This window comes from Sphingobium sp. AP50 (assembly GCF_900109095.1).
Classification (GTDB): domain Bacteria; phylum Pseudomonadota; class Alphaproteobacteria; order Sphingomonadales; family Sphingomonadaceae; genus Sphingobium.
Genome location: NZ_FNYZ01000001.1, coordinates 64,153 through 82,776 on the forward strand (window position 1 = coordinate 64,153; position 18,624 = coordinate 82,776).

The 18,624-nt window shown below is 65.7% G+C and carries 18 protein-coding genes; 14 read left to right on the forward strand and 4 right to left on the reverse strand.

Translation table 11 applies throughout. From position 1 onward, the window contains the following. Positions 1–80 precede the first annotated feature (80 nt). Together BMY84_RS00340 and BMY84_RS00345 are read right to left on the reverse strand one after the other, a co-directional pair. Positions 81–662: an NADPH-dependent FMN reductase gene (locus BMY84_RS00340; protein WP_093079261.1), complete on the reverse strand. Its 582-nt coding sequence runs from the start codon at positions 660–662 to the stop codon at positions 81–83. Position 663: 1 nt separating this feature from the next. Further along, positions 664–1,863 carry an LLM class flavin-dependent oxidoreductase gene (locus BMY84_RS00345; protein ID WP_093079264.1) on the reverse strand — a complete coding sequence of 400 codons (1,200 nt, stop codon included), beginning with the start codon at positions 1,861–1,863 and terminating at the stop codon, positions 664–666. A 410-nt stretch (positions 1,864–2,273) separates the two neighbouring features. On the opposite strand from BMY84_RS00345, the gene BMY84_RS00355 reads away from it, so the two are divergent. The 14 genes from BMY84_RS00355 to BMY84_RS00420 all read left to right on the forward strand — a co-directional run bounded on the left by BMY84_RS00355 (position 2,274) and on the right by BMY84_RS00420 (position 14,566). After that, positions 2,274–4,316 (forward strand): conjugal transfer protein TraG, encoded by a 2,043-nt coding sequence (locus BMY84_RS00355; RefSeq protein WP_093081540.1) that lies wholly within the window; start codon positions 2,274–2,276, stop codon positions 4,314–4,316. A 2-nt stretch (positions 4,317–4,318) separates the two neighbouring features. After that, positions 4,319–4,720, forward strand: a complete 402-nt coding sequence (locus BMY84_RS00360; RefSeq protein WP_093079270.1) for a CopG family transcriptional regulator — start codon at positions 4,319–4,321, stop codon at positions 4,718–4,720. Between the two features lie 53 nt (positions 4,721–4,773). Next, complete coding sequence (gene trbB / locus BMY84_RS00365) at positions 4,774–5,739, forward strand: P-type conjugative transfer ATPase TrbB (protein WP_093079273.1); 966 nt, start codon at positions 4,774–4,776, stop codon at positions 5,737–5,739. Between the two features lie 3 nt (positions 5,740–5,742). Further along, complete coding sequence (locus tag BMY84_RS00370; protein ID WP_093079276.1) at positions 5,743–6,084, forward strand: TrbC/VirB2 family protein; 342 nt, start codon at positions 5,743–5,745, stop codon at positions 6,082–6,084. An 8-nt stretch (positions 6,085–6,092) separates the two neighbouring features. Beyond that, on the forward strand, positions 6,093–6,365 hold the full coding sequence (locus BMY84_RS00375) for a VirB3 family type IV secretion system protein (RefSeq protein WP_093081543.1): 273 nt from the start codon (positions 6,093–6,095) through the stop codon (positions 6,363–6,365). A 10-nt stretch (positions 6,366–6,375) separates the two neighbouring features. Then, the gene (trbE, locus tag BMY84_RS00380) at positions 6,376–8,838 is read left to right on the forward strand and encodes a conjugal transfer protein TrbE (RefSeq protein ID WP_093079279.1); all 2,463 of its coding nucleotides are present in this window, start codon (positions 6,376–6,378) and stop codon (positions 8,836–8,838) included. Beyond that, complete coding sequence (gene trbJ / locus BMY84_RS00385) at positions 8,831–9,586, forward strand: P-type conjugative transfer protein TrbJ (protein WP_093079282.1); 756 nt, start codon at positions 8,831–8,833, stop codon at positions 9,584–9,586. Before trbE ends, trbJ begins: the two co-directional genes overlap by 8 nt. Before the next feature lie 135 nt (positions 9,587–9,721). Further along, positions 9,722–11,035 carry a P-type conjugative transfer protein TrbL gene (gene trbL / locus BMY84_RS00390; RefSeq protein WP_093079284.1) on the forward strand — a complete coding sequence of 438 codons (1,314 nt, stop codon included), beginning with the start codon at positions 9,722–9,724 and terminating at the stop codon, positions 11,033–11,035. A 3-nt stretch (positions 11,036–11,038) separates the two neighbouring features. After that, the gene (gene trbF / locus BMY84_RS00395) at positions 11,039–11,860 is read left to right on the forward strand and encodes a conjugal transfer protein TrbF (RefSeq protein WP_093079287.1); all 822 of its coding nucleotides are present in this window, start codon (positions 11,039–11,041) and stop codon (positions 11,858–11,860) included. Continuing rightward, positions 11,857–12,693 carry a P-type conjugative transfer protein TrbG gene (trbG, locus tag BMY84_RS00400; protein ID WP_093079288.1) on the forward strand — a complete coding sequence of 279 codons (837 nt, stop codon included), beginning with the start codon at positions 11,857–11,859 and terminating at the stop codon, positions 12,691–12,693. The genes trbF and trbG overlap by 4 nt, the downstream gene beginning before the upstream one ends. Further along, positions 12,690–13,874: a TrbI/VirB10 family protein gene (locus BMY84_RS00405; RefSeq protein ID WP_093079291.1), complete on the forward strand. Its 1,185-nt coding sequence runs from the start codon at positions 12,690–12,692 to the stop codon at positions 13,872–13,874. Before trbG ends, BMY84_RS00405 begins: the two co-directional genes overlap by 4 nt. A gap of 3 nt (positions 13,875–13,877) precedes the next feature. Beyond that, positions 13,878–14,108, forward strand: coding sequence for a DUF2274 domain-containing protein (locus BMY84_RS00410; RefSeq protein ID WP_093079293.1), 231 nt, complete (start codon positions 13,878–13,880; stop codon positions 14,106–14,108). Beyond that, positions 14,105–14,308: a DNA-binding protein gene (locus BMY84_RS00415; protein WP_093079296.1), complete on the forward strand. Its 204-nt coding sequence runs from the start codon at positions 14,105–14,107 to the stop codon at positions 14,306–14,308. The genes BMY84_RS00410 and BMY84_RS00415 overlap by 4 nt, the downstream gene beginning before the upstream one ends. 78 nt (positions 14,309–14,386) lie before the next feature. Further along, positions 14,387–14,566: a hypothetical protein gene (locus BMY84_RS00420; protein WP_093079299.1), complete on the forward strand. Its 180-nt coding sequence runs from the start codon at positions 14,387–14,389 to the stop codon at positions 14,564–14,566. Between the two features lie 263 nt (positions 14,567–14,829). On the opposite strand, the gene BMY84_RS00425 is transcribed toward BMY84_RS00420, so the two are convergent. Further along, positions 14,830–18,321: an NACHT domain-containing protein gene (locus tag BMY84_RS00425; protein ID WP_093079301.1), complete on the reverse strand. Its 3,492-nt coding sequence runs from the start codon at positions 18,319–18,321 to the stop codon at positions 14,830–14,832. Next, a complete protein-coding gene (locus BMY84_RS00430) occupies positions 18,321–18,572 on the reverse strand; it encodes a hypothetical protein (protein ID WP_093079304.1) in 252 nt (83 codons plus the stop codon). Before BMY84_RS00430 ends, BMY84_RS00425 begins: the two co-directional genes overlap by 1 nt. Positions 18,573–18,624: the final 52 nt, after the last annotated feature.

Sequence of the window (18,624 nt, forward strand, 5' to 3'; positions counted from 1 at the left end):
CCGCCTTCTCGTCTGCGGCTTTTGAACATTGGTAATCGAAAGGCCGGGCCGCGCTCGGAACGCAGCCCGTGGCTTCCTTGTCAGGCCGCCACCGGGGGCCGCGCGCGTTCCAGAAAATGCATGATCTGGCCGGCCATGGCGCGAATCTGCTCGTCCACCTGGGTCGCCACCAACTGGCCTTCGGCATCGAACAAGGGTTGGCGCGAGTTGAGCGCGACCGCCAGGGGCGTCGGCCAGCCGCGAAGAGCATGGACGATCGAGCGCAATGCGGCGACCGTCGTGTTGGCGCCCTGCCAACCCGACCCAGCGGCGATCAGGCCCACCGGCAAACCATCGAAATAGGGGCGGGAATCCTCCGCCATCTCTTCGGTATAATCGAGCGCGTTCTTGATAAGGCCCGATATCGAGCCATGATAGCCGGGCGAGGACAGGATGATCGCATCGGCCTCGCGCATAGCTGCGACCAATGTGGAGGCCGCCGAACTCGCCAGTTCCCTGCCTGGCGCGTAGAAGGGAAGCTCGAGCGCATTGGCGGTGAAGAGGCGAGTCTGCGCTCCCGCCTCTTCGCATATGTCCAAGGCATGCTTGAGCAGTCTTGCCGTCGAACTGTTCTGCGCCAGCGTACCGCCTATGCCGACGATGAGCGGCTGTTTCCGCGCCATCTCAGTTCTCCGCGGTCTGCAGCCGGAACTTACGAGGATCCTGCGCGGCATATTCCGCATTCGCCTGGAATGGCGCGGGTCCGGCCGAAACAGCGGGATGGACATCATCCCCGCTCGGTGCCGTGAAGTGCTGCGGTTCCAGGCTGGGGAGGCATTGCTCTACGAACAGCTTGTAGGAGGCGTCCCATAGCGGCGGGTTGTAAACCCCCACCGTGAAGCGGGTAAGAACCTGCTCGATACCGGCATGTTGATGCGCTAGGAGCTGCTCGGTGACGCGGTCCGGATTGCCGACAATGAACCACGAGCGCACGAACTTGCTGTTCGCAGCTTCCTGCTGGGTCATGTCGGTGCGACCGGCCTCGCCATCCTCGAACATCTGGCGCAGCGATCGCTTGTCCAGGTCCCGGCGCAGCATCGGGTTGTTGCCGACCATCACCTGCGCATCTTCCCACGCCTGCTCGTCGCTCGTTGCGACGACGACCTGATGGTGGACCAGCGATTTCGCCAGTCGTTCCGCCTTGTAGGCCTCACTGTAGCCACCTTCGTCCAGACCCGTGCGAAACAGCGCATATTTGTGCGCGGCCTCCTCGAGCGTGCACGGCCCGAGCGAGAGGATATTTCCCTCCCGGCCGACCTTCTCGCAGGTCTCGTCGGTGTTCGTGCCAATCATGAACTGGGGATGCGGCCCCCGGTAGGAGACCGGCATCACGCGGCCGTGCATGCCGCCCTTGACCCATTTTCCCTCGAAGGTGAGCGGGCCGTCTTCCAGCTTGTGCCGCCACAGCATCATCAGGGCATGGAACTTCTCGGCGTAGATCGCTCGCTGTTCCTTCGGGTCGAGCCCGAAATTCTCGAAGTCAGGGGAGAAACCGACACGACCGGCGGAAAAGCCCACGATCAGCTTTCCATCGAGCAACTGGTCTAGGAGATTGATGTTCTCCGCCATCAGGATGGGATTGTGATAGGGAAGCGGGCACATCGACGTGCCGAAATAAGCGTCCCCCAGGAAGGGCGCCAAACGCGCTCCCATCATCAGCGGATTGCAGTAGGGTTCGTAGTTGTTGAAGTGCTGCTCGCCGAACGTCACGAGGCTGAAGCCATCGGCAGCAGCCTTGATCGCGCCTTCCGTACAATAGTGGATCAGTGCGCGATCATCGCGAGGCCCGCGCCCGAAGGGCCCCATGAAAACGGCGATATACATGGCATCACTCCCTAAAACTGGGGCGAGCCTAGGGAGGGCATGCGGTCGTGAGAAATCTCAAAGGATTATGCCGTCATAAACAACGCATATCCGGGGCACGACCGACCTCCGACTGGTCAAGGCTGCCAATCCCATCCGAGTCCACTGAAAGGCGCGGCTCCCAACCTGCGCACCGCAGAGGGCCAAGCGCACAGGCCGATGCCGGATGTGAATGACGGCATGGACTCGTCAAGAAGCCGACGATCCCCATGCCCGACTCGTGCCTCCGCCATGATGGTGTTCCAGACGCGGTCGCGAAAGACCGCGAAGAGATACCTGGCGATATCAGCGGCACCCTGACGCCTCAGCCGCGCATCTGAGACCATGTGCCCGAACCCGCAGTCATCTTCCAGACTTCGGCGGAGGCCCGCATGACCCCGACAAAGCTGCTTATAGGACAGATCCTCGTTGTGCTCGCAATCATCCTCGCGGGCATATGGACTGCGACGCAGTGGGCAGCGGCGCAACTCGCGTACCAGCCCGAACTCGGCCGCCCCTGGTTCGTATTGCTGGGCCAGCCGATCTACCATCCCTGGTCGATCTTTCCCTGGTGGTTTTCCTTCGACGCCTATGCGCCGCTAGTATTCGACAAGGCTGGAGCCATCGCAGCCGCCGGCGGTTTCGTCGGCTGCGGCACCGCGATCTTTGGCTCGGTATGGCGCGCGCGCCAGTCGAACAATCTGACGACCTATGGCTCAGCCCGCTGGGCGACGCACCGGGACATCAAGGGTGCCCGTCTCCTTGACCAGCGCGGCGTCGTTCTGGGCCGGATTGGTCGCGATGACTTGCGCCACGACGGCCCCGAACACGTCATGGCATTTGCCCCCACTCGGTCGGGCAAGGGCGTCGGGCTGGTCGTTCCAACGCTGCTTTCCTGGACAGGCTCGACGGTCGTACACGACATCAAGGGCGAGAACTGGCAACTAACCGCCGGCTGGCGCGCGCGCTTTTCGCACTGCCTTCTGTTCAACCCGACCGACGCCCGCTCGGCGCGCTACAATCCGGTGCTCGAAGTCCGGCGCGGGGTGAACGAAGTCCGCGACGTCCAGAATATTGCCGACATCCTCGTCGATCCCGAGGGCGCGCTCGAACGTCGAAACCACTGGGAAAAGACCAGCCATTCGCTGCTGGTTGGCGCGATCCTCCATGTCCTCTATGCCGAGGAAGAGAAGACGCTCGCCCGCGTGGCAACCTTCCTGTCTGACCCGCAACGCAGCTTCGCAGCGACCCTGCGAAGAATGATGGCCACCAACCATCTCGGAACGGCCGATGTCCCACTCGTCCACCCCGTGGTCGCCTCGGCCGCCCGCGAACTGCTGAACAAGAGCGAGAACGAACGCTCCGGCGTGCTGTCGACCGCGATGTCGTTCCTGGGGCTCTACCGCGACCCGACCGTCGCAGCAGTGACGGCAGCATCCGACTGGCGCATCGTCGATCTTGTCGAAGCGGCGCATCCAATCTCGCTCTACCTCGTCGTGCCGCCGTCCGACATCAGTCGCACCAAGCCGCTGGTTCGCCTTATCCTCAACCAGATCGGCCGCCGGCTGACCGAGGAATTGCACGGCGTCGGCAAGGACGGCGAGGCAGCCAAGGGCCGTCACCGCCTCCTGCTGATGCTTGACGAGTTTCCGGCGCTGGGGCGGCTCGACTTCTTCGAGACGAGCCTTGCCTTTCTGGCCGGCTACGGCGTGCGCGTCTTCCTGATCGCGCAGAGCCTCAACCAGATCGAAAAGGCCTATGGCGAGCACAACGCCATCCTCGACAATTGCCATGTCCGCGTCGCCTTTGCGACCAACGACGAGCGGACCGCCAAGCGGATCTCGGACGCGCTCGGCACGGCGACCGAACAGCGCGCGATGCGTAACTATGCGGGGCACCGACTGGCGCCCTGGCTGGCGCACGTCATGGTCAGCCGCCAGGAGACTGCGCGGGCTCTGCTGACGCCGGGCGAAGTGATGCAGCTTGCGCCGACGGACGGGCTGGTCCTGATCTCGGGACACCCCCCGATCCGCGTGAAGAAGCTGCGCTATTACGAGGATCGCCGGTTCACCGAACGCCTGTCGCCTGCACCGATATTGGATAGCGCCGGCTATCGTGACCTTCCGGCGGCTCGCCCGGATGACTGGGCTGGTCAGGTTCGCGGTGCAGACATGCGCCTGTCCACCGGCAGCGATGCCGATGAAGGAGCTGACGCCGGCGGCCTCGAGCAGGCCCGTCACCCCGCGCACGAGATCGAACCCGCAATCGTCATCGAACCAGAGATCGCTGACCCCCTGGGCCTTGGCGAGGACGATGGAGACCATGCTGCCGAGCGCCGGGCGATGGACCGGATCCAGCAGCTCGGCGCCGCGCGCACGGTCTATGGCCTCGATGCCGCCTCCGGCCGTCCTGACGATTTGCAGCTGGGATTCTGACCATGGAGAAGGTCCGCCATCAGCTGTTCCTGCCCAAGCCGTTGTCCGATCGGCTGGAAGCGCTCGCCGCCAGGCCCGGTGCCAGCAAGTCGGCGATCCTGGTCGATGCGGTCACCGCCTGGCTCAATCGCCGCGGCGTATCGGAGCTGGAAGATCGGTTTGCGATCCGCCTTGATCGGCTCACGCAAGCGATCGGCCGGGTCGATCGCGACGCCTATGTGATCCTCGAAACGCTCGCCCTCTTCATCCGGTTCGAACTCGCGATCCAGACGCCGCTCGCCGAGAACGACCAGGCGGGCCGAGCACTCGGCGCCAAAAGGTTCGAAGCCTTTGTGACCCAGGTCGGACGGCAAGTCTCGACCGGGCGGCGCACGCTGGTTGCCTCGTCGGAAGATGGCAAATGAGCGCCCAGCCAGCCCCCGCAGGGCCGACAACCTCGGCTGAGCGCCGTCGTCGCATGCTGATCACAGCCCTTGGCGGCGAAATTGCCGCCGCGATGCGCGACAGCCAAGTCACCGAGATCATGGTGAACCCTGACGGGGCGCTGCGGCTTGATCGTCTTGGCGAAGGTCGTACCGATACCGAGGTCCGCATCGAACCCGAACAGGTCGAGCGGATCATCCGGCTGGTGGCGAGCCATGTCCGTGCCGAAGTCCATGCCGAGCACCCGATCATATCGGCCGAGCTCCCGCCGCATATCGAGGGCCGCGCGGGCGAGCGCTTCGAAGGCGTGCTGCCTCCCGTGTCTTCGGCGCCCTGCTTCTCGATCCGCAAGCCTGCCACAAGGCTGCACATGCTCGACGACTATGTCGCCGATGGGCTGATGTCGGAGGTCCAGGCAGACGCCCTGCGCGCCGCTGTCACGCAGCGCTACAACATCCTCGTCGCCGGAGGCACCAGCTCGGGCAAGACGACGCTCGCCAACGCGCTGCTCGCCGAGATGGCATGGGTGGATAGCCGCGTGATCGTCATCGAGGACACGCGCGAGCTGCAATGCCCGCTGCCAGACACCGTCGCGCTCCGGACCCGCCCGCCGCACGTGTCGATGACCGACCTGGTGCGATCGACCATGCGCCTGCGTCCCGATCGCATCGTGGTCGGCGAGGTCCGCGGCCCCGAAGCACTCGACATGCTCAAGGCCTGGAACACCGGCCACCCCGGCGGGATCGCGACCGTCCACGCCAACAGCGCCATCGCTGCGCTCTACCGCATCGAACAGTTGGTGCAGGAGGCGGTCGTCACTGTGCCGCGCCAGCTGATCGCCGAGGCCATCGACATGATCGTCTTCATCTCCGGGCGCGGCATCGGCCGCCGCGTCTCGACGATCGCGCGTGTTGCCGGACTCGACCCCGACACCGGCGCCTACGTGCTCGCCGATCTTCCCAAGCTCAATCCCCCCAAGTCCAGCCCGAAGGAGACCTGACCCATGACCCTTGCCCGCAATCCCCGCCGCATCGCCAACCGCCTGTCGCTTATCGGTGTTGCGGTTGGTATCGCGCTGACGCTCGCCACCCAGGTCCAGGCGGCCGGCTCCGGTATGCCCTGGGAAGAACCATTGCAGCAGGTGCTGGAATCCGTGCAGGGCCCGGTTGCCAAGATCGTCGCGGTGATCATCATTATCGTGACCGGCCTGACGCTCGCTTTCGGCGAGAGTTCGGGCGGTTTCCGGCGACTGATCCAGATCGTATTCGGCCTCTCCATCGCCTTTGCCGCGTCAAGCTTCTTCCTGTCCTTCTTCAGCTTCGGCGGCGGGGCATTGATCTCGTGACCGGCGCCATGTCCTTCGGGGCACAGCATATCGACGGGTACGAAGTGCCGATCCACGGCTCGCTGGGTTCGCCGCTCCTGCTCGGCGGCGCACCGCGGGGCCTTGCGATCGTCAACGGGACGTTGGCCGCAGCGGTCGGGCTCGGCCTCCAGCAATGGCTCGCCGGGATACTGCTCTGGGCCGTCGGCCAAAGCGTCGCCGTGATGGCCGCCCACCGCGACCCGAGCTTCGCGCCGGTGCTCCTTCGCCACATTCGCCAGAAGGGATATTTCGCATGCTGAGGCACCTGAAATGATGTTCTTAGGCGAATATCGCGCGTCCGCCGAGCGGCTTGCCGATCACCTGCCCTGGGCAGCGCTGGTGGCGCCCGGCGTGGTGCTCAACAAGGACGGCAGCTTTCTGCGCGTGCTGGCCTTTCGCGGTCCCGACTTGGAGTCCGCGACCGAGCCCGAGCTGGTCGCCGCCTGCTCGCGAGCGAACAACGTGCTTAAACGGCTCGGCAGCGGCTGGGCGCTGTTCTTCGACGCGGAGCGGCGCGAGGCGCAGGCTTATCCCGATAGCGCTTTTCCCGATGCGGCGAGTTGGCTCGTCGATGGCGAGCGACAAGCGGCATTCGAGGCGGCAGGCACGCATTTCGAAAGTCGCTATCACCTGACCCTGACCTGGCTGCCGCCGGCAGATGCGAGCGACCGAGCGGGTCGGAGCCTTGTGCAGCGGCCCGATGGCGAGAACGCACGCGACTGGCGCGGCGCACTGGAAAGTTTCGTTGCCGAGACCGACCGCGTGCTCGACCTGCTCTCCGGCTTCATGCCGCAGGTGCGCCCGCTCGACGATGGCGAGACGCTGACATTCCTGCACGGCGCGATCTCCGACCGGCACCATCGGGTCGCGGCGCCCGAGACGCCGATGTATCTCGATGGGTTGCTCGCCGATACGCCGCTGGTCGGCGGGCTTGAACCGCGCCTTGGCGACCTTTATGTGCGGACGCTGACGATCCTCGGCTTCCCGAGCCTCAGCCGTCCCGGCATCCTCGATGCGCTCAACCACCAGGATTTTGGCTATCGCTGGGTCACGCGCTTCATCGCGCTCGACAAGACGCTGGCGACCAAGACGCTCACCTCGCTCCGGCGCCAATGGTTCAACAAGCGCAAGTCGATCACCGCGCTGCTGCGCGAGGTCCTCTATAATTCGCCCGCGCAATTGCTCGACAGCGATGCCGACAACAAGGTGGCCGATGCCGACCAGGCGCTCCAGGTGCTTGGCGGCGACCATGTCGCGTTTGGCTACCTCACCACGACGATCACGGTCACGGACCGGAACCGGGCGTCGGTCGAGGACAAGGTCCGCGCCGTCGAGAGGATCGTCAACGGGCTTGGCTTCACCTGCGTCCGCGAGACCGTCAATGCGGTCGAGGCCTGGCTCTCTTCGCTGCCTGGCCAGACCTACGCCAATGTCCGGCAGCCGCTGGTGCATACGCTCAACCTCGCTCACCTGATGCCGCTTTCGTCGGTGTGGGCCGGGCCGGTGCGCAATGGCCACCTCGACGGACCGCCGCTGCTGGTTGCAAAGACCGCCGGCTCGACGCCGTTCCGGCTTTCCACGCATGTCGGGGATGTCGGGCACATGATGGTGGTCGGGCCAACGGGTGCCGGCAAGTCGGTGCTGCTGAGCCTCATCGCGCTTCAGTTCCGCAGATACCCAGGCGCGCAGGTCTACATCTTCGACAAGGGCAACAGCGCGCGGGCAGCCGTGCTGGCGATGGGCGGCGCCCACCACGCGCTGGGATCGGCGGAAGCGGACGGCGAGACGTTGGCCTTCCAGCCGCTGGCGAACATCGACGATGCCGGCGAGCGCAGCTGGGCTGCGGATTGGATCGCGGCGCTGCTCATGCACGAGAGCTTGGTCGTAACGCCGGAAATAAAGGACGCGATCTGGACCGCGCTCGGCAGCCTTGCTTCCGCGCCGCGCGAGGAGCGAACCTTGACCGGGCTCGCACTGCTGCTCCAGTCGAACGCGCTGCGCATCGCGCTACAGCCCTATACGCTCGAAGGCCCGCATGGCCGGCTGCTCGATGCCTCCGAGCAGCAGCTTAGCCTGGCCGACGTGCAATGCTTCGAAACCGAGGCGCTGATGGGCCAGACCGGCGCGGTCGCGCCTGTGCTGACCTATCTGTTTCACAGGCTGGAAGAGCGGTTCGATGGCCGCCCAACCTTGCTGATCCTCGATGAGGCCTGGATTTTCCTCGATCATCCGCTTTTCGCCGCCCGCATCCGGGAATGGCTGAAGGTGCTGCGCAAAAAGAACGTAGCGGTGCTGTTCGCGACGCAAAGCCTCGCCGACATAGCGGGCTCCGCGATCGCGCCGGCCATCATCGAAAGCTGCCCGCAGCGGATCCTGCTGCCTAACGATCGGGCGATCGAGCCACAGGGCCATGACATCTATGCACGATTCGGCCTCAATGACCGGCAGATCGAGCTGATCGCGCGGGCCACGCCCAAGCGCCACTATTACCTCCAGTCCGCACGCGGCAACCGGCTGTTCGAACTGGGCTTGGGCCCGATCGCGCTGGCTTTGTGCGGCTCGTCGGATCCCGCAGCGCAGGCGCGGATCGATGCGGTCCTGGCCGAGCATGGACGCGATCGGTTCGCCGAAGCCTTGCTGCGCGACGCCGGCCTCGACTGGGCGGCCGACCTCGCCGCCGATTTCCCCCCTCCCGGCGCCCAAGCCCTCACGAAGGAGAGTAATAATGCGTAGTCCCAATCGAAAGCACATGATCGCCGCCGTGCTCGGCCTCGGCGCGTGCGGCGCTCTCGGCATCGGCGCGATGACGATGACGGCGAGCCCAGCACATGCCCAGTTCAGCGGCATCGTATTCGATCCGAGCAACTATGCGCAGAACATCCTGACCGCCGCCCGCACGCTGCAGACCGTCAACCAGCAGATTCAGCAACTTCAGAACGAAGCGCGGATGCTGGTCAACATGGGCAAGAACCTGACGCGCATCGACTTCCCGCAGCTCGATGCCCTCAAACAGAAGCTTGCCGAGATCGACCGGCTGATGGGCCGCGCGCAGGCCATCGACTTCCGGGTCGACCAGCTCGACGACAAGTTCCAGTCGCTGTTCCCCCCGGACTTCAGCTCTGCCCTGCGCACCGATGCCCGCGTGCGCGACGCGCGAGGGCGCCTCGACGCCAGCATGGGCGCGTTCCGCCAGACGATGACCGTGCAGGCCCAGGTGGTCGAGAACATCCAGTCGGACACCGAGGCGCTGGCCGACATCGTCGCGCGCAGCCAGGGTGCCGAGGGCTCGCTTGCAGCGCAGCAGGCGACGAACCAGCTTCTCGCGCTCACGGCCAAGCAGCAGCTCCAGCTCCAGCACATGATGGCCGCGCAGTTCCGCAGCGAGGCCGTCGAGCGGGCCCGTCAAACCACGCAGGCGGCGGAAGCCCGCGCGGCGACGAAGAAGTTCCTCGGTTCCGGATCGGCCTACACGCCTGAATAGCCCCCGGGCCGCAGGTCCGATCCGGCCCGCGATCGGCGGTGACCCTTCTCATGCCGTCGATCGCCGTCGCGGGGCGTGGCCCGCTCCCCCGCCGCGCCCCGCGACACCTCTTCGCTCCATCAGGAAGGCAGTCATTTGAACGACCTCAATGTCATCGACCGCTTCCTTCAGGCGTTCATCACCTACATCGACAGTGGGTTCGGACTGCTTGGGCCCGATGTCGGATTCCTGACCGCGACGCTGATCGGCATCGACATCACGCTTGCCGGCCTGTTCTGGGCGATGGGCGGCGAGGACAATGTCATCGGCCGGTTCCTGCGCAAGATCCTTTACGTCGGCGCGTTCGCCTTCATCCTGAACAGCTTCTCGACGCTGGCCGACATCATCTTCCGCTCGTTTGCGCAGGCTGGCCTGACGGCGGGTGGCGGCACCCTCTCGGCCAATGACCTGCTCAAGCCCGGGCGGCTTGCGGGAACGGGCTTCTCTGCAGCGTGGCCCCTGCTCGAACAGGCCAGCGAGATGGTCGGGTTCACGACATTCTTCGACAATTTCCTGACGATCATGGTCCTGCTGTTCGCGTGGGCGCTGGTGATCGTCGCCTTCTTCATCCTCGCGGTGCAGATGTTCGTCTGCATCCTCGAGTTCAAGCTGACCACGCTGGCCGGCTTCATCCTCGTGCCCTTCGCGCTCTGGAACCGGACGAGTTTCCTTGCCGAGCGCGTGCTGGGCAACGTCGTCTCTTCGGGCATCAAGGTGATGGTGCTCGCCGTCATCGTCGGCATCGGTTCCAACTTCTTCACCGAGTTCACCGACGCGCTGCAAGGCCAGGAGCCGGACATCGGCCAGGCCATGAGCGTCGTGCTCGCGAGCCTTTCCCTGTTCGGCCTGGGCATATTCGGACCGACGATCGCTTCTGGCCTGGTGTCCGGCGCGCCGCAATTGGGCGCTGGCGCAGCCCTCGGCACCGCCGTCGGCGCTGCCGGGGTGACGATGCTGGCTGGCGGCGCCGCCGTGGGCGGAGCGCGCGCCTTGGGTGGTGCTGCACTGGGCGCTGTCCGCTCGGGCACGGCAATGGGGTCGGCCGCATCGACCGCCTACCAGCTTGGCCGCGAGACCGCCGCCACCCCATCGGTCGGCACGGGCCTCGGCGGTGTGGCCCGTGCAGCAGGAAATGCCGCGCGGTCGCGCGTGGGCGGCGCTCTTGGTCTCGGCGAAGCCGCGGCCGGCGGTCGTCAGGCTGCCTGGAATGCGCTCAACCAAAGCTCTCGGTCATCCAACCCGAGTGGTCCGGGCGGCGGCGGGGATGCCGGCGGGACGCCCGCCTGGGCACGCGCAATGCGCGACCAGCAAACGAGCCGCCATCGCCAGAGCCAGGCGATCCACACGCTCCAGCAGGGCGATCGCGGCGGTGGATCCGCCACCCCGGACATCAACGAAAGGAACGACTGAGCCATGTTCTTTAAGCGAAGCGCGCAGCGCTACGGGCGCACACCACCTCCTGAGACGCCGTACCAGCGCGCAGGACAATTGTGGGATGAGCGGATTGGCTCAGCACGGGTGCAGGCGCGAAACTGGCGGTTGATGGCATTTGGTTGCCTCGCGCTGACCGCCGGCACCTCGGCGGGCCTCGCCTGGCAATCCTTGCAGAGCCGGGTGACGCCCTATGTCGTCGAGGTGGATCGGCTGGGCGAGGCGCGCGCCGTGCTGGCAGCCGATGTCGCGTATCAGCCGACCGACGCTCAGGTTGCCTGGCACCTCTCGCACTTCATCACCAACGTCCGGTCGGTATCGCTCGACCCGGTGCTGATGCGCCGCGACTGGCTCGAGGCCTATGATTTCGCGACCAAGCGAGGCGCGCAGTTCCTCGGCGAGTATGCCCGCTCGGCGTCGCCGTTCGCCAGCGTCGGCGAGCATACCGTGTCGGTGCAGGTTACCAGCGTCGTGCGTGCGTCGGACAAGTCGTTCCAGGTAAAGTGGACGGAGACGGCGTTCGAGCGCGGGTCACAGGCGGGCAGCAGCCGATGGACAGCCATTCTTACCACCGTCACGCGCCCGCCAGCATCGACCGACGTCCTGCGCAAGAACCCTCTGGGCATCTACATCGATGCGATCGACTGGAGCCGCGAACTCGACACCACGCCCGCTTCCTCGCCCATGGCGCAACCCGCACAACAACCTGCCGCGCACGTGCCCATGGGATCGCCGCTCGATCCCGACCTCGGGGCCCAGACCGTGATGCCGGTTTCCCCCTCTCCCCAGGAGAAGAATCCATGAAGCTCGTCTTTCTGCCGGCGATCGCCGGAATGCTCCTCGCTTGCCCGGCGCTAGCGCAGGAACGCTCCGCATCAACACTCAAGACGGTCCGGTCGGCGACGCGCAGCGCCACCGTGGAACCGGTCGCCCTCGGCTTCATCGCCGGGGCACAGGTCTATCCTTTCAGCGAGGGCACGATCTTCGCGGGTTATGCCGCGCCGGGGCTGGTGACTGACATCATCCTGCAGTCTGGCGAAAACCTCGTTGCGGTCGCCAGCGGCGACACCGCCCGCTGGGTGATCGGAGACACGACCAGCGGCTCGGGGGATGGCAAGCAGACGCATGTCCTGGTGAAACCATTCTCGGCGGGCCTGCTGACGAACCTTGTCATCACCACCGATCGCCGCGCGTACCATGTCCGGCTGGTAAGCACCTCGGCGACCGCCCTGTCGTCAATGCGGTGGACCTATCCCCAGGACGAGTTGCTGGCGGTCCAACGCAAGGCGGAGGCCGCCCAGGTCGCAGCGCCGGTGGCCGCCGGCGTCGCCATCGATCAGTTGCACTTCCACTATGCGGTCAGCGGCGACCGTCCTGCATGGCGTCCGCTCCGCGCGTTCGACGACGGGACGAAGACCTATATCGAGTTCCCCGCATCGCTTGGCGTCGGCGAGGCGCCACCTCTGTTCGTCCTTGGTGCAGACGGGAAGGCTGAACTGGTCAACTATCGGCAGCGCGACCGCTTCTACGTCGTCGACCGGATCTTCGACGCCGCCGAGCTTCGCCTCGGCCTGAAGAAGAGCGAGGTCGTGCGCATCGACCGCGTGTCGCGCCCTTCCAAGCGGAGGGGCGCATGACTGACACGCTCGCCACCGAGCAGCCGACCATACCGGCGGCGAAGCTCGATCCCGAAACGCTGAGCATTCGCTCGCGACCGGCGCGGGCGCTACGCTTTCGCCGGGGCGCGATCATCGGCGCAGCCGCGCTCGGCTCGGTCAGCCTCGTAGGCGTCGCTTGGATGGCGCTGAAGCCGCAGGTATTCCGGCACGTCGTCCAGGACAGCGAACTGTCGCAGCCGATGGCGAAGTCGGCCTCGGACGCACTGTCCGAATTGCCGACCAGTTATGGCGATACGCCTAAACTCGGTCCGCCATTGCCTGGCGACCTGGGTCGGCCGATCCTTCGTGCGCAGGAACGGGCGGAAGCCGCGACCGCGTCCACGCCGGTCGATACCGCTGCGGCGGCACGCCAGCAGCGGCTAGCGGATCTCAAGGCTGCAAGAGAGTCCGGGCTCATGGCGCAGACTACCAGCGGCCGCGGCGCGGCGGCCCCGGCAAGCGCAAGTGCCACAACGCTCGATAGCCAGCCGGCCAATCCGACCGCCACCGGAACCCGCAAGGAACAGTTCGCGTCTGCCCAGGACGATGGTGGCGATGTCAATTCAGGAGTGTTGGTGGCGCCGATGTCCCCCAACAGCCTGCTTGCCGGCAGCGTGATTGCAGCGAGCCTGATCACCGGGCTCAACTCCGACTTGCCTGGCATGGTCACTGCGCAGGTCACGCAGAACGTGTTCGATACGGTCACGGGCAACATCCTGCTCGTGCCGCAGGGTGCGCGCCTTATCGGCAAGTATGACTCCGTCGTCGCCTTTGGACAGCGCCGGGCACTGGTCATATGGCAGCGCCTGATCTTGCCGAATGGCAGTTCGGTATGGCTCGACAACATGCCGGCGACTGACGCGGCGGGTTATGCCGGGCTTGTCGACAAGGTGGATTTTCACACCTGGACCCTGCTCAAGGGCGTCGCCATCGCCACGATGCTGGGAGTCGGATCGGAGCTGTCGATTTCTGGCGAGAGCGATCTCCTGGAGGCGATCCGCGAGTCTGCTCAGTCGAGCACCGCGAGGGCCGGCGACCAGATCACACAGCGCAATCTCGACATCCAGCCGACGATCACCATCCGGCCGGGCGCGCCCGTCCGCGTGCTGGTGACCCGCGATCTCATACTGGCGCCATGGCGCAAAAATGCAGGGAGCTGACACATGGTCGATATCAAACTTGCAAGGTTGCCCGATCGCACGCCGGTCAAGCTCGCCATTACCATCACCCCGGATTTACAGGCTGCTCTCAACGACTATGCCGCGATCTACGCCCAAGCCTACGGGCGTGAGGAGCCGGTTACCGAATTGATCCCGGCGATGTTGGCCTCGTTTCTTGAAAGCGACCGCAACTTTGCACGGGCGCGCGATGATGCGCGAAAGGGGCGGCCATGATCGAGCGGGCTTGGGAGCAGAAGATCGAGCCCCTCACGGTTCGTATCTCAACCGCCGTCCGCATCACGGGCCTCAGTCGATCGCGCATATACGAACTTATTCAGTCCGGCGATCTCGACACTGTGAAGGTCGGACGGGCGACGTTGGTGCAATATGCGAGCCTCAAGGTCCTGACAGCCTGCCGCGCGACTACTGACTGATAAGAGGCGGGAGGGAACTAAGCCGCTGACACCCTCGTTCCTTGTGACAATCAAGTTTTTGAATCGAAGGAGAATAGCATGAGCATCGAAGGCAAGGCCAAGGAAGCCGCAGGCTATGTCAAGGAAGAGCTGAACGAGCACGGTAAGTCCCCAGAGGCCCAAAAGAAAGCTCAGGAAGGACGCGACCTTCGCAACGAAGGCCGGGTCGAAGATGGCAAGGCACCCAAGACCACCCCGGTCGGTACCGAAGCCAAGTAATTCCGCCCCCCAGTGCACAAAGGGCGCCGTCTATCGTGACGGCGTCCCTTTCTCTTTTAAAGGCCCTGAATTGGGACTAAGCGGCCGATCTGTGCTGGCAGCTCGAACGTCTGCTCCTCCCAGAACCTGACGTTCGCTGGCGGAGCCACTCGCGGTCCTGAAGGAGCAGAGGTGGCCGGTTGCTGACTGGCAGCAATTGGCTTGCTAGTGGCTGAAACAGACATCGCCAGTGTCGGCTCCTGCCTTAGAGGACTGATGGGTCCTCAGCGCGAGCTGACGGCGCGAAGCTCTTTGCCTTCCCGCGTCACGCGCAATCCAAGCCGCCCGGCCAGCGGTTCGAGCGCGTCGAGGACCGCTCCCTTAAGGTGACCGTCCTCGAGCCGACCGAAGGCGCTTATGAGGGAGTCGGCTGCCTCTCTGGTTCCCCGCCCAGCGATCACGCTCGCTGCTGAAGACGACATGTTGTAGTCCTCCTCGGCCAGCAGTTCGAGGAGACGCGGGAGAGTGAGCCGGTTGGGCCCCTTTTCCAGCTCCTCGATGGCCCGCCCGGCGGTAGACGCGTCCGCCGCGTGGCTGTCGGCGGGTTCCTTCAACGCATCCTCCAGGAGAACCGACAGCTCCGACCCTGAGGACGCCCCGATCCGGATCGCTTCCAGCGCGAGACTTAGCCGCTCTCGTGCCGTGTAGCCGCCGAGCGAGAGCCACCGCCTGATGAGATCGAGGGGAACCGCCCGTCCGGGGTGTGGCGGGATCGGATGAAGCGTGCCCGACCGGAACGAGAACATCTCCATTCGGTAGGTCAGGCCCGTGATCAATGAATGCGCGATCGTCAACCGATCGGCGGGGGACCAGTTCCGGGCCTCGATCAGTTCGACAGCGCGCTCGACCGGCCCGCGCCGCAGCACATGCCCGAACATGATTGCCACGGCGGCCACCATCTGTGCGTCCATGGCCGACATACGCTCGACGAGCGGGTCGATCAGTTCCACCGCGCCGGCGGCCAGGGCGAAGAGTTCCGCGCGATCGCGCAGAGCGCTGGGCAACGACTTGTCGCGGGCCAGCTCCTCAATGCGGCCGCGCTCCTTCGAGCGGAGCCAGTCCGCCAGCAGGTAGTCCAGCGCCTTCTCGCGCGTTTCATCCTCCAGATTGGGGTCCAGGAGTGGCCGGAGCGTCGCCTCCGTGCTCATCGCTGGGACGCTCAGCGCCCGCGCCGCGGAACTACGGTGCTCATAGTCGTCGACGCGGAGCGCCTCCGAGATCAGGCCTTCGATCACGTCGTCGACCGGCGCGTCCGTATGCACCCAGGCTGCCAGCCTGACCCCGATCGGAAGTTCCTCATTCGAGAAGGCGTCGTGGGCGTCGACTTCGAGGACCGACCCGCGGCCCATGTGCGAGATAAGAGCCGTGATAACCCCGGATGCGCCGTCTGACGGGTTGGTGAGCGCCGCGCCGACATACATCGCAAAGACCGGTCCTCCGATGCGGTTCACCTCTCCCTGCAACTCGCCGATGTTCAGCATGTGCTCGATGTCGCCGGCCAGCAGCCGCGCCATGACATCCAACGTTAGAGCCTGGTCTCGGTGCCGCGCCAGGATCGCGTCCGAGCCGTGATGGATGAGGTGCCGGTCGCCAAGTCGCTCGCGAACTGCCGGGTGGAGGGGCTGCGAGAACGCGTCGATGATGATGCCCGCCACGAGCTCGGCGGTCCGCCAAGAGGTCCGGCCCCAGATCGCCACGAGACGGTCGCCCACCTCGTCTCGGAGCCATGCCGGCAGCCGCATCCCGTTCGAGACGCAGCGTCCTGTCAGGCGGAGCGCGGTGTGGAAGGCGTCGTCAGTCGTCGAGAGCAGATGCCGCACTAGCGGTTCGGGATCGGGATGCCGCTCGAGCGCAAATTGGATCGCCTGGGCCCACGGACGGTGCGCAATCATCGCAAGGCGCGCCTCCAGCTCCGGCGCGTGGTTCCGCAGCAGCTCGGTCGATGCCAGGAACTCCTGCACGATCGGGAACGGGAAGTCGAAGCGCACCGCGTTGACCCTCCGTATCACGCCTCGGCTGAGCAGGGAGCGGCGGACGACGTCAGGTCCGACTTCCGGTGCCAGGTGGTGGGTGCACCCATCGAGGGCCTGCGCGCCCATGCCCACATCGTCATCCTCCAGTGCCTCGAACGCGGCGCGCTCAGCGATCTTGCGCAGGGCGGTCGGATCGACGGCCTCGTCCTGCGACGACTTGTAGTCCTTGGGGTTGAACAGGACTTCGAGATAGGTCTCGAGCAGGTCGCCCCTGCTGATGTTCCTCTCCTCCTGCCGGAGCACCAGCATCAGCGCGAGGAATATCGGGATGCGCACCAGGCGATTCAGGTCGGGCCGCCCGCGCAGGCGTTCGCGTATCAGCGCCGGCAGTGCGGGTTCACCCGGCCGATAGAATTCGACGTAGCGGTCTATCTCCTCGTCGCTCAGCGGTGCCAGCTCAAGGACGCGCGCACCTTCGGGCATGGCGAGGGCAGCGGGATCCCGCACCGTCATGAGCCATCGCACCTGAGGCGAGCTGGCGCGGTAGTCGGACAGCTTCTGCAGCACCGCCGTTCGCCGGGATCCTGAGACCTCGTCGAGGCCGTCGAGTAGCAGGACGAGCGTGCCCGCGCCGCCGGCGGCGGCCCAGTCTATGCCGACCCCGAACGCCGAGTTGACCTCGTTCGCAAGGAACTCGGCGATGCCGGAGCCAGCGTCTGCCAGCTCGGGAATCCGTATGATGGCTGGAAGGAGCCCATCGTTTGCGAGCCTCGCCGCGGTCGCCTGGACCAGGGTGGACTTCCCGAATCCAGGGCCGGCGATGAGGACGACCGAATCCAGATCGGCGCTAGGGAAGTCCCGGAGTGTCTCCGCGGCCGAGTCCCCCGCTTTCCGCCACCGCGGCGCGTCGTCGTCGAAGTCCGACTTGCGGCCGCGGTCGTAGGGTAGGCAGCGCGGCCACAGGAAGTCATCGCCTATCGGTCGGCTGAAGCCGGTGCCCGGCAGCGTCACGACGGCGGACCTCGCAATCGCTCCGCGATAGCGTGCCGCTCCCCACGACTCAGGCGAATCGATGCGAATGTCCCAGTCCGCGCGCAGGCGGTCGTAGAGTTCGGCAGGCGCGAATCGCTGGCGGGTGGCGGCGCCCTCGAGCGCGATCCCGGTAAGGACGGCGTGGAGCTGGTCCGGCGACTGGTCGCACGCCGGCATCCAGAGCGGCGCGTAGTCGCGCGCCAGCCCTTCCGCAGGCCAGATGTCGACGTCGAGCTGCCGACATACGTACAGTGCTAGAGCGTCGTCGCCGCCGAGCGCAACCGCTATCGCGGCAGCGAGGCGGCGCTGTGGCTCGCTGAGCCTCTGATGCCACTCCACGACGTCGGGCTCGTTCGAGCGCGTGCAGATTTCCCTGAGGCGGGTTGCCAGAGTCGTGGTCTCGCCGATCGCGAGGGAGAGCGAGTCGCCAGGGCGAAAGTCTGTTGTCGCCTGGTTGGCGAAGGCCTTCCACATGCCCGTCCAAGCCGCGCCGCTGGTGGCGAGCGCGCGCTTTGCCTGGATGAAGAGGCGGCGGCCGTCTGCCATCTCGACGAGCGCGTCGTCGACTGCTGACGTCGCCTCGACCCTGACCGATTCAGGCCGGTCCTTCGGCGGCCGGGGCCGCTGGTCGAGCATGCGCCCCATGTACAGCGCCGCGACCTGGTCCTGGTAGCCGACCCCGCCCTGAGTCGCCGCGCCCCCGCCCTCCATCAACGCGCGTTCAGGCCGTCCGACCGTCCCTTGCGCTCCAGGATGCGCGTCTTCGACCCGGCCTTGGTGTCGTCGATCACTTCACTTACCTCGTCGATGTTGCTCAGGCAGATTCGCGTGCTGGCCGGCGGCAGGTCCAGGTTTATCCGCGTGATGAAGTAGTAGGCCAGGGATAGGCGGACATCAATCTCGCGGCGACCGTCCTTCATTGCGTAGTCGCGCTGCATGGCGAGGCTCTGCTCCTCGGTCATCGCGGACCTTTGCCGGCGGGGACTGTTGGAGCTCCTCACCTCGGCCGAACTG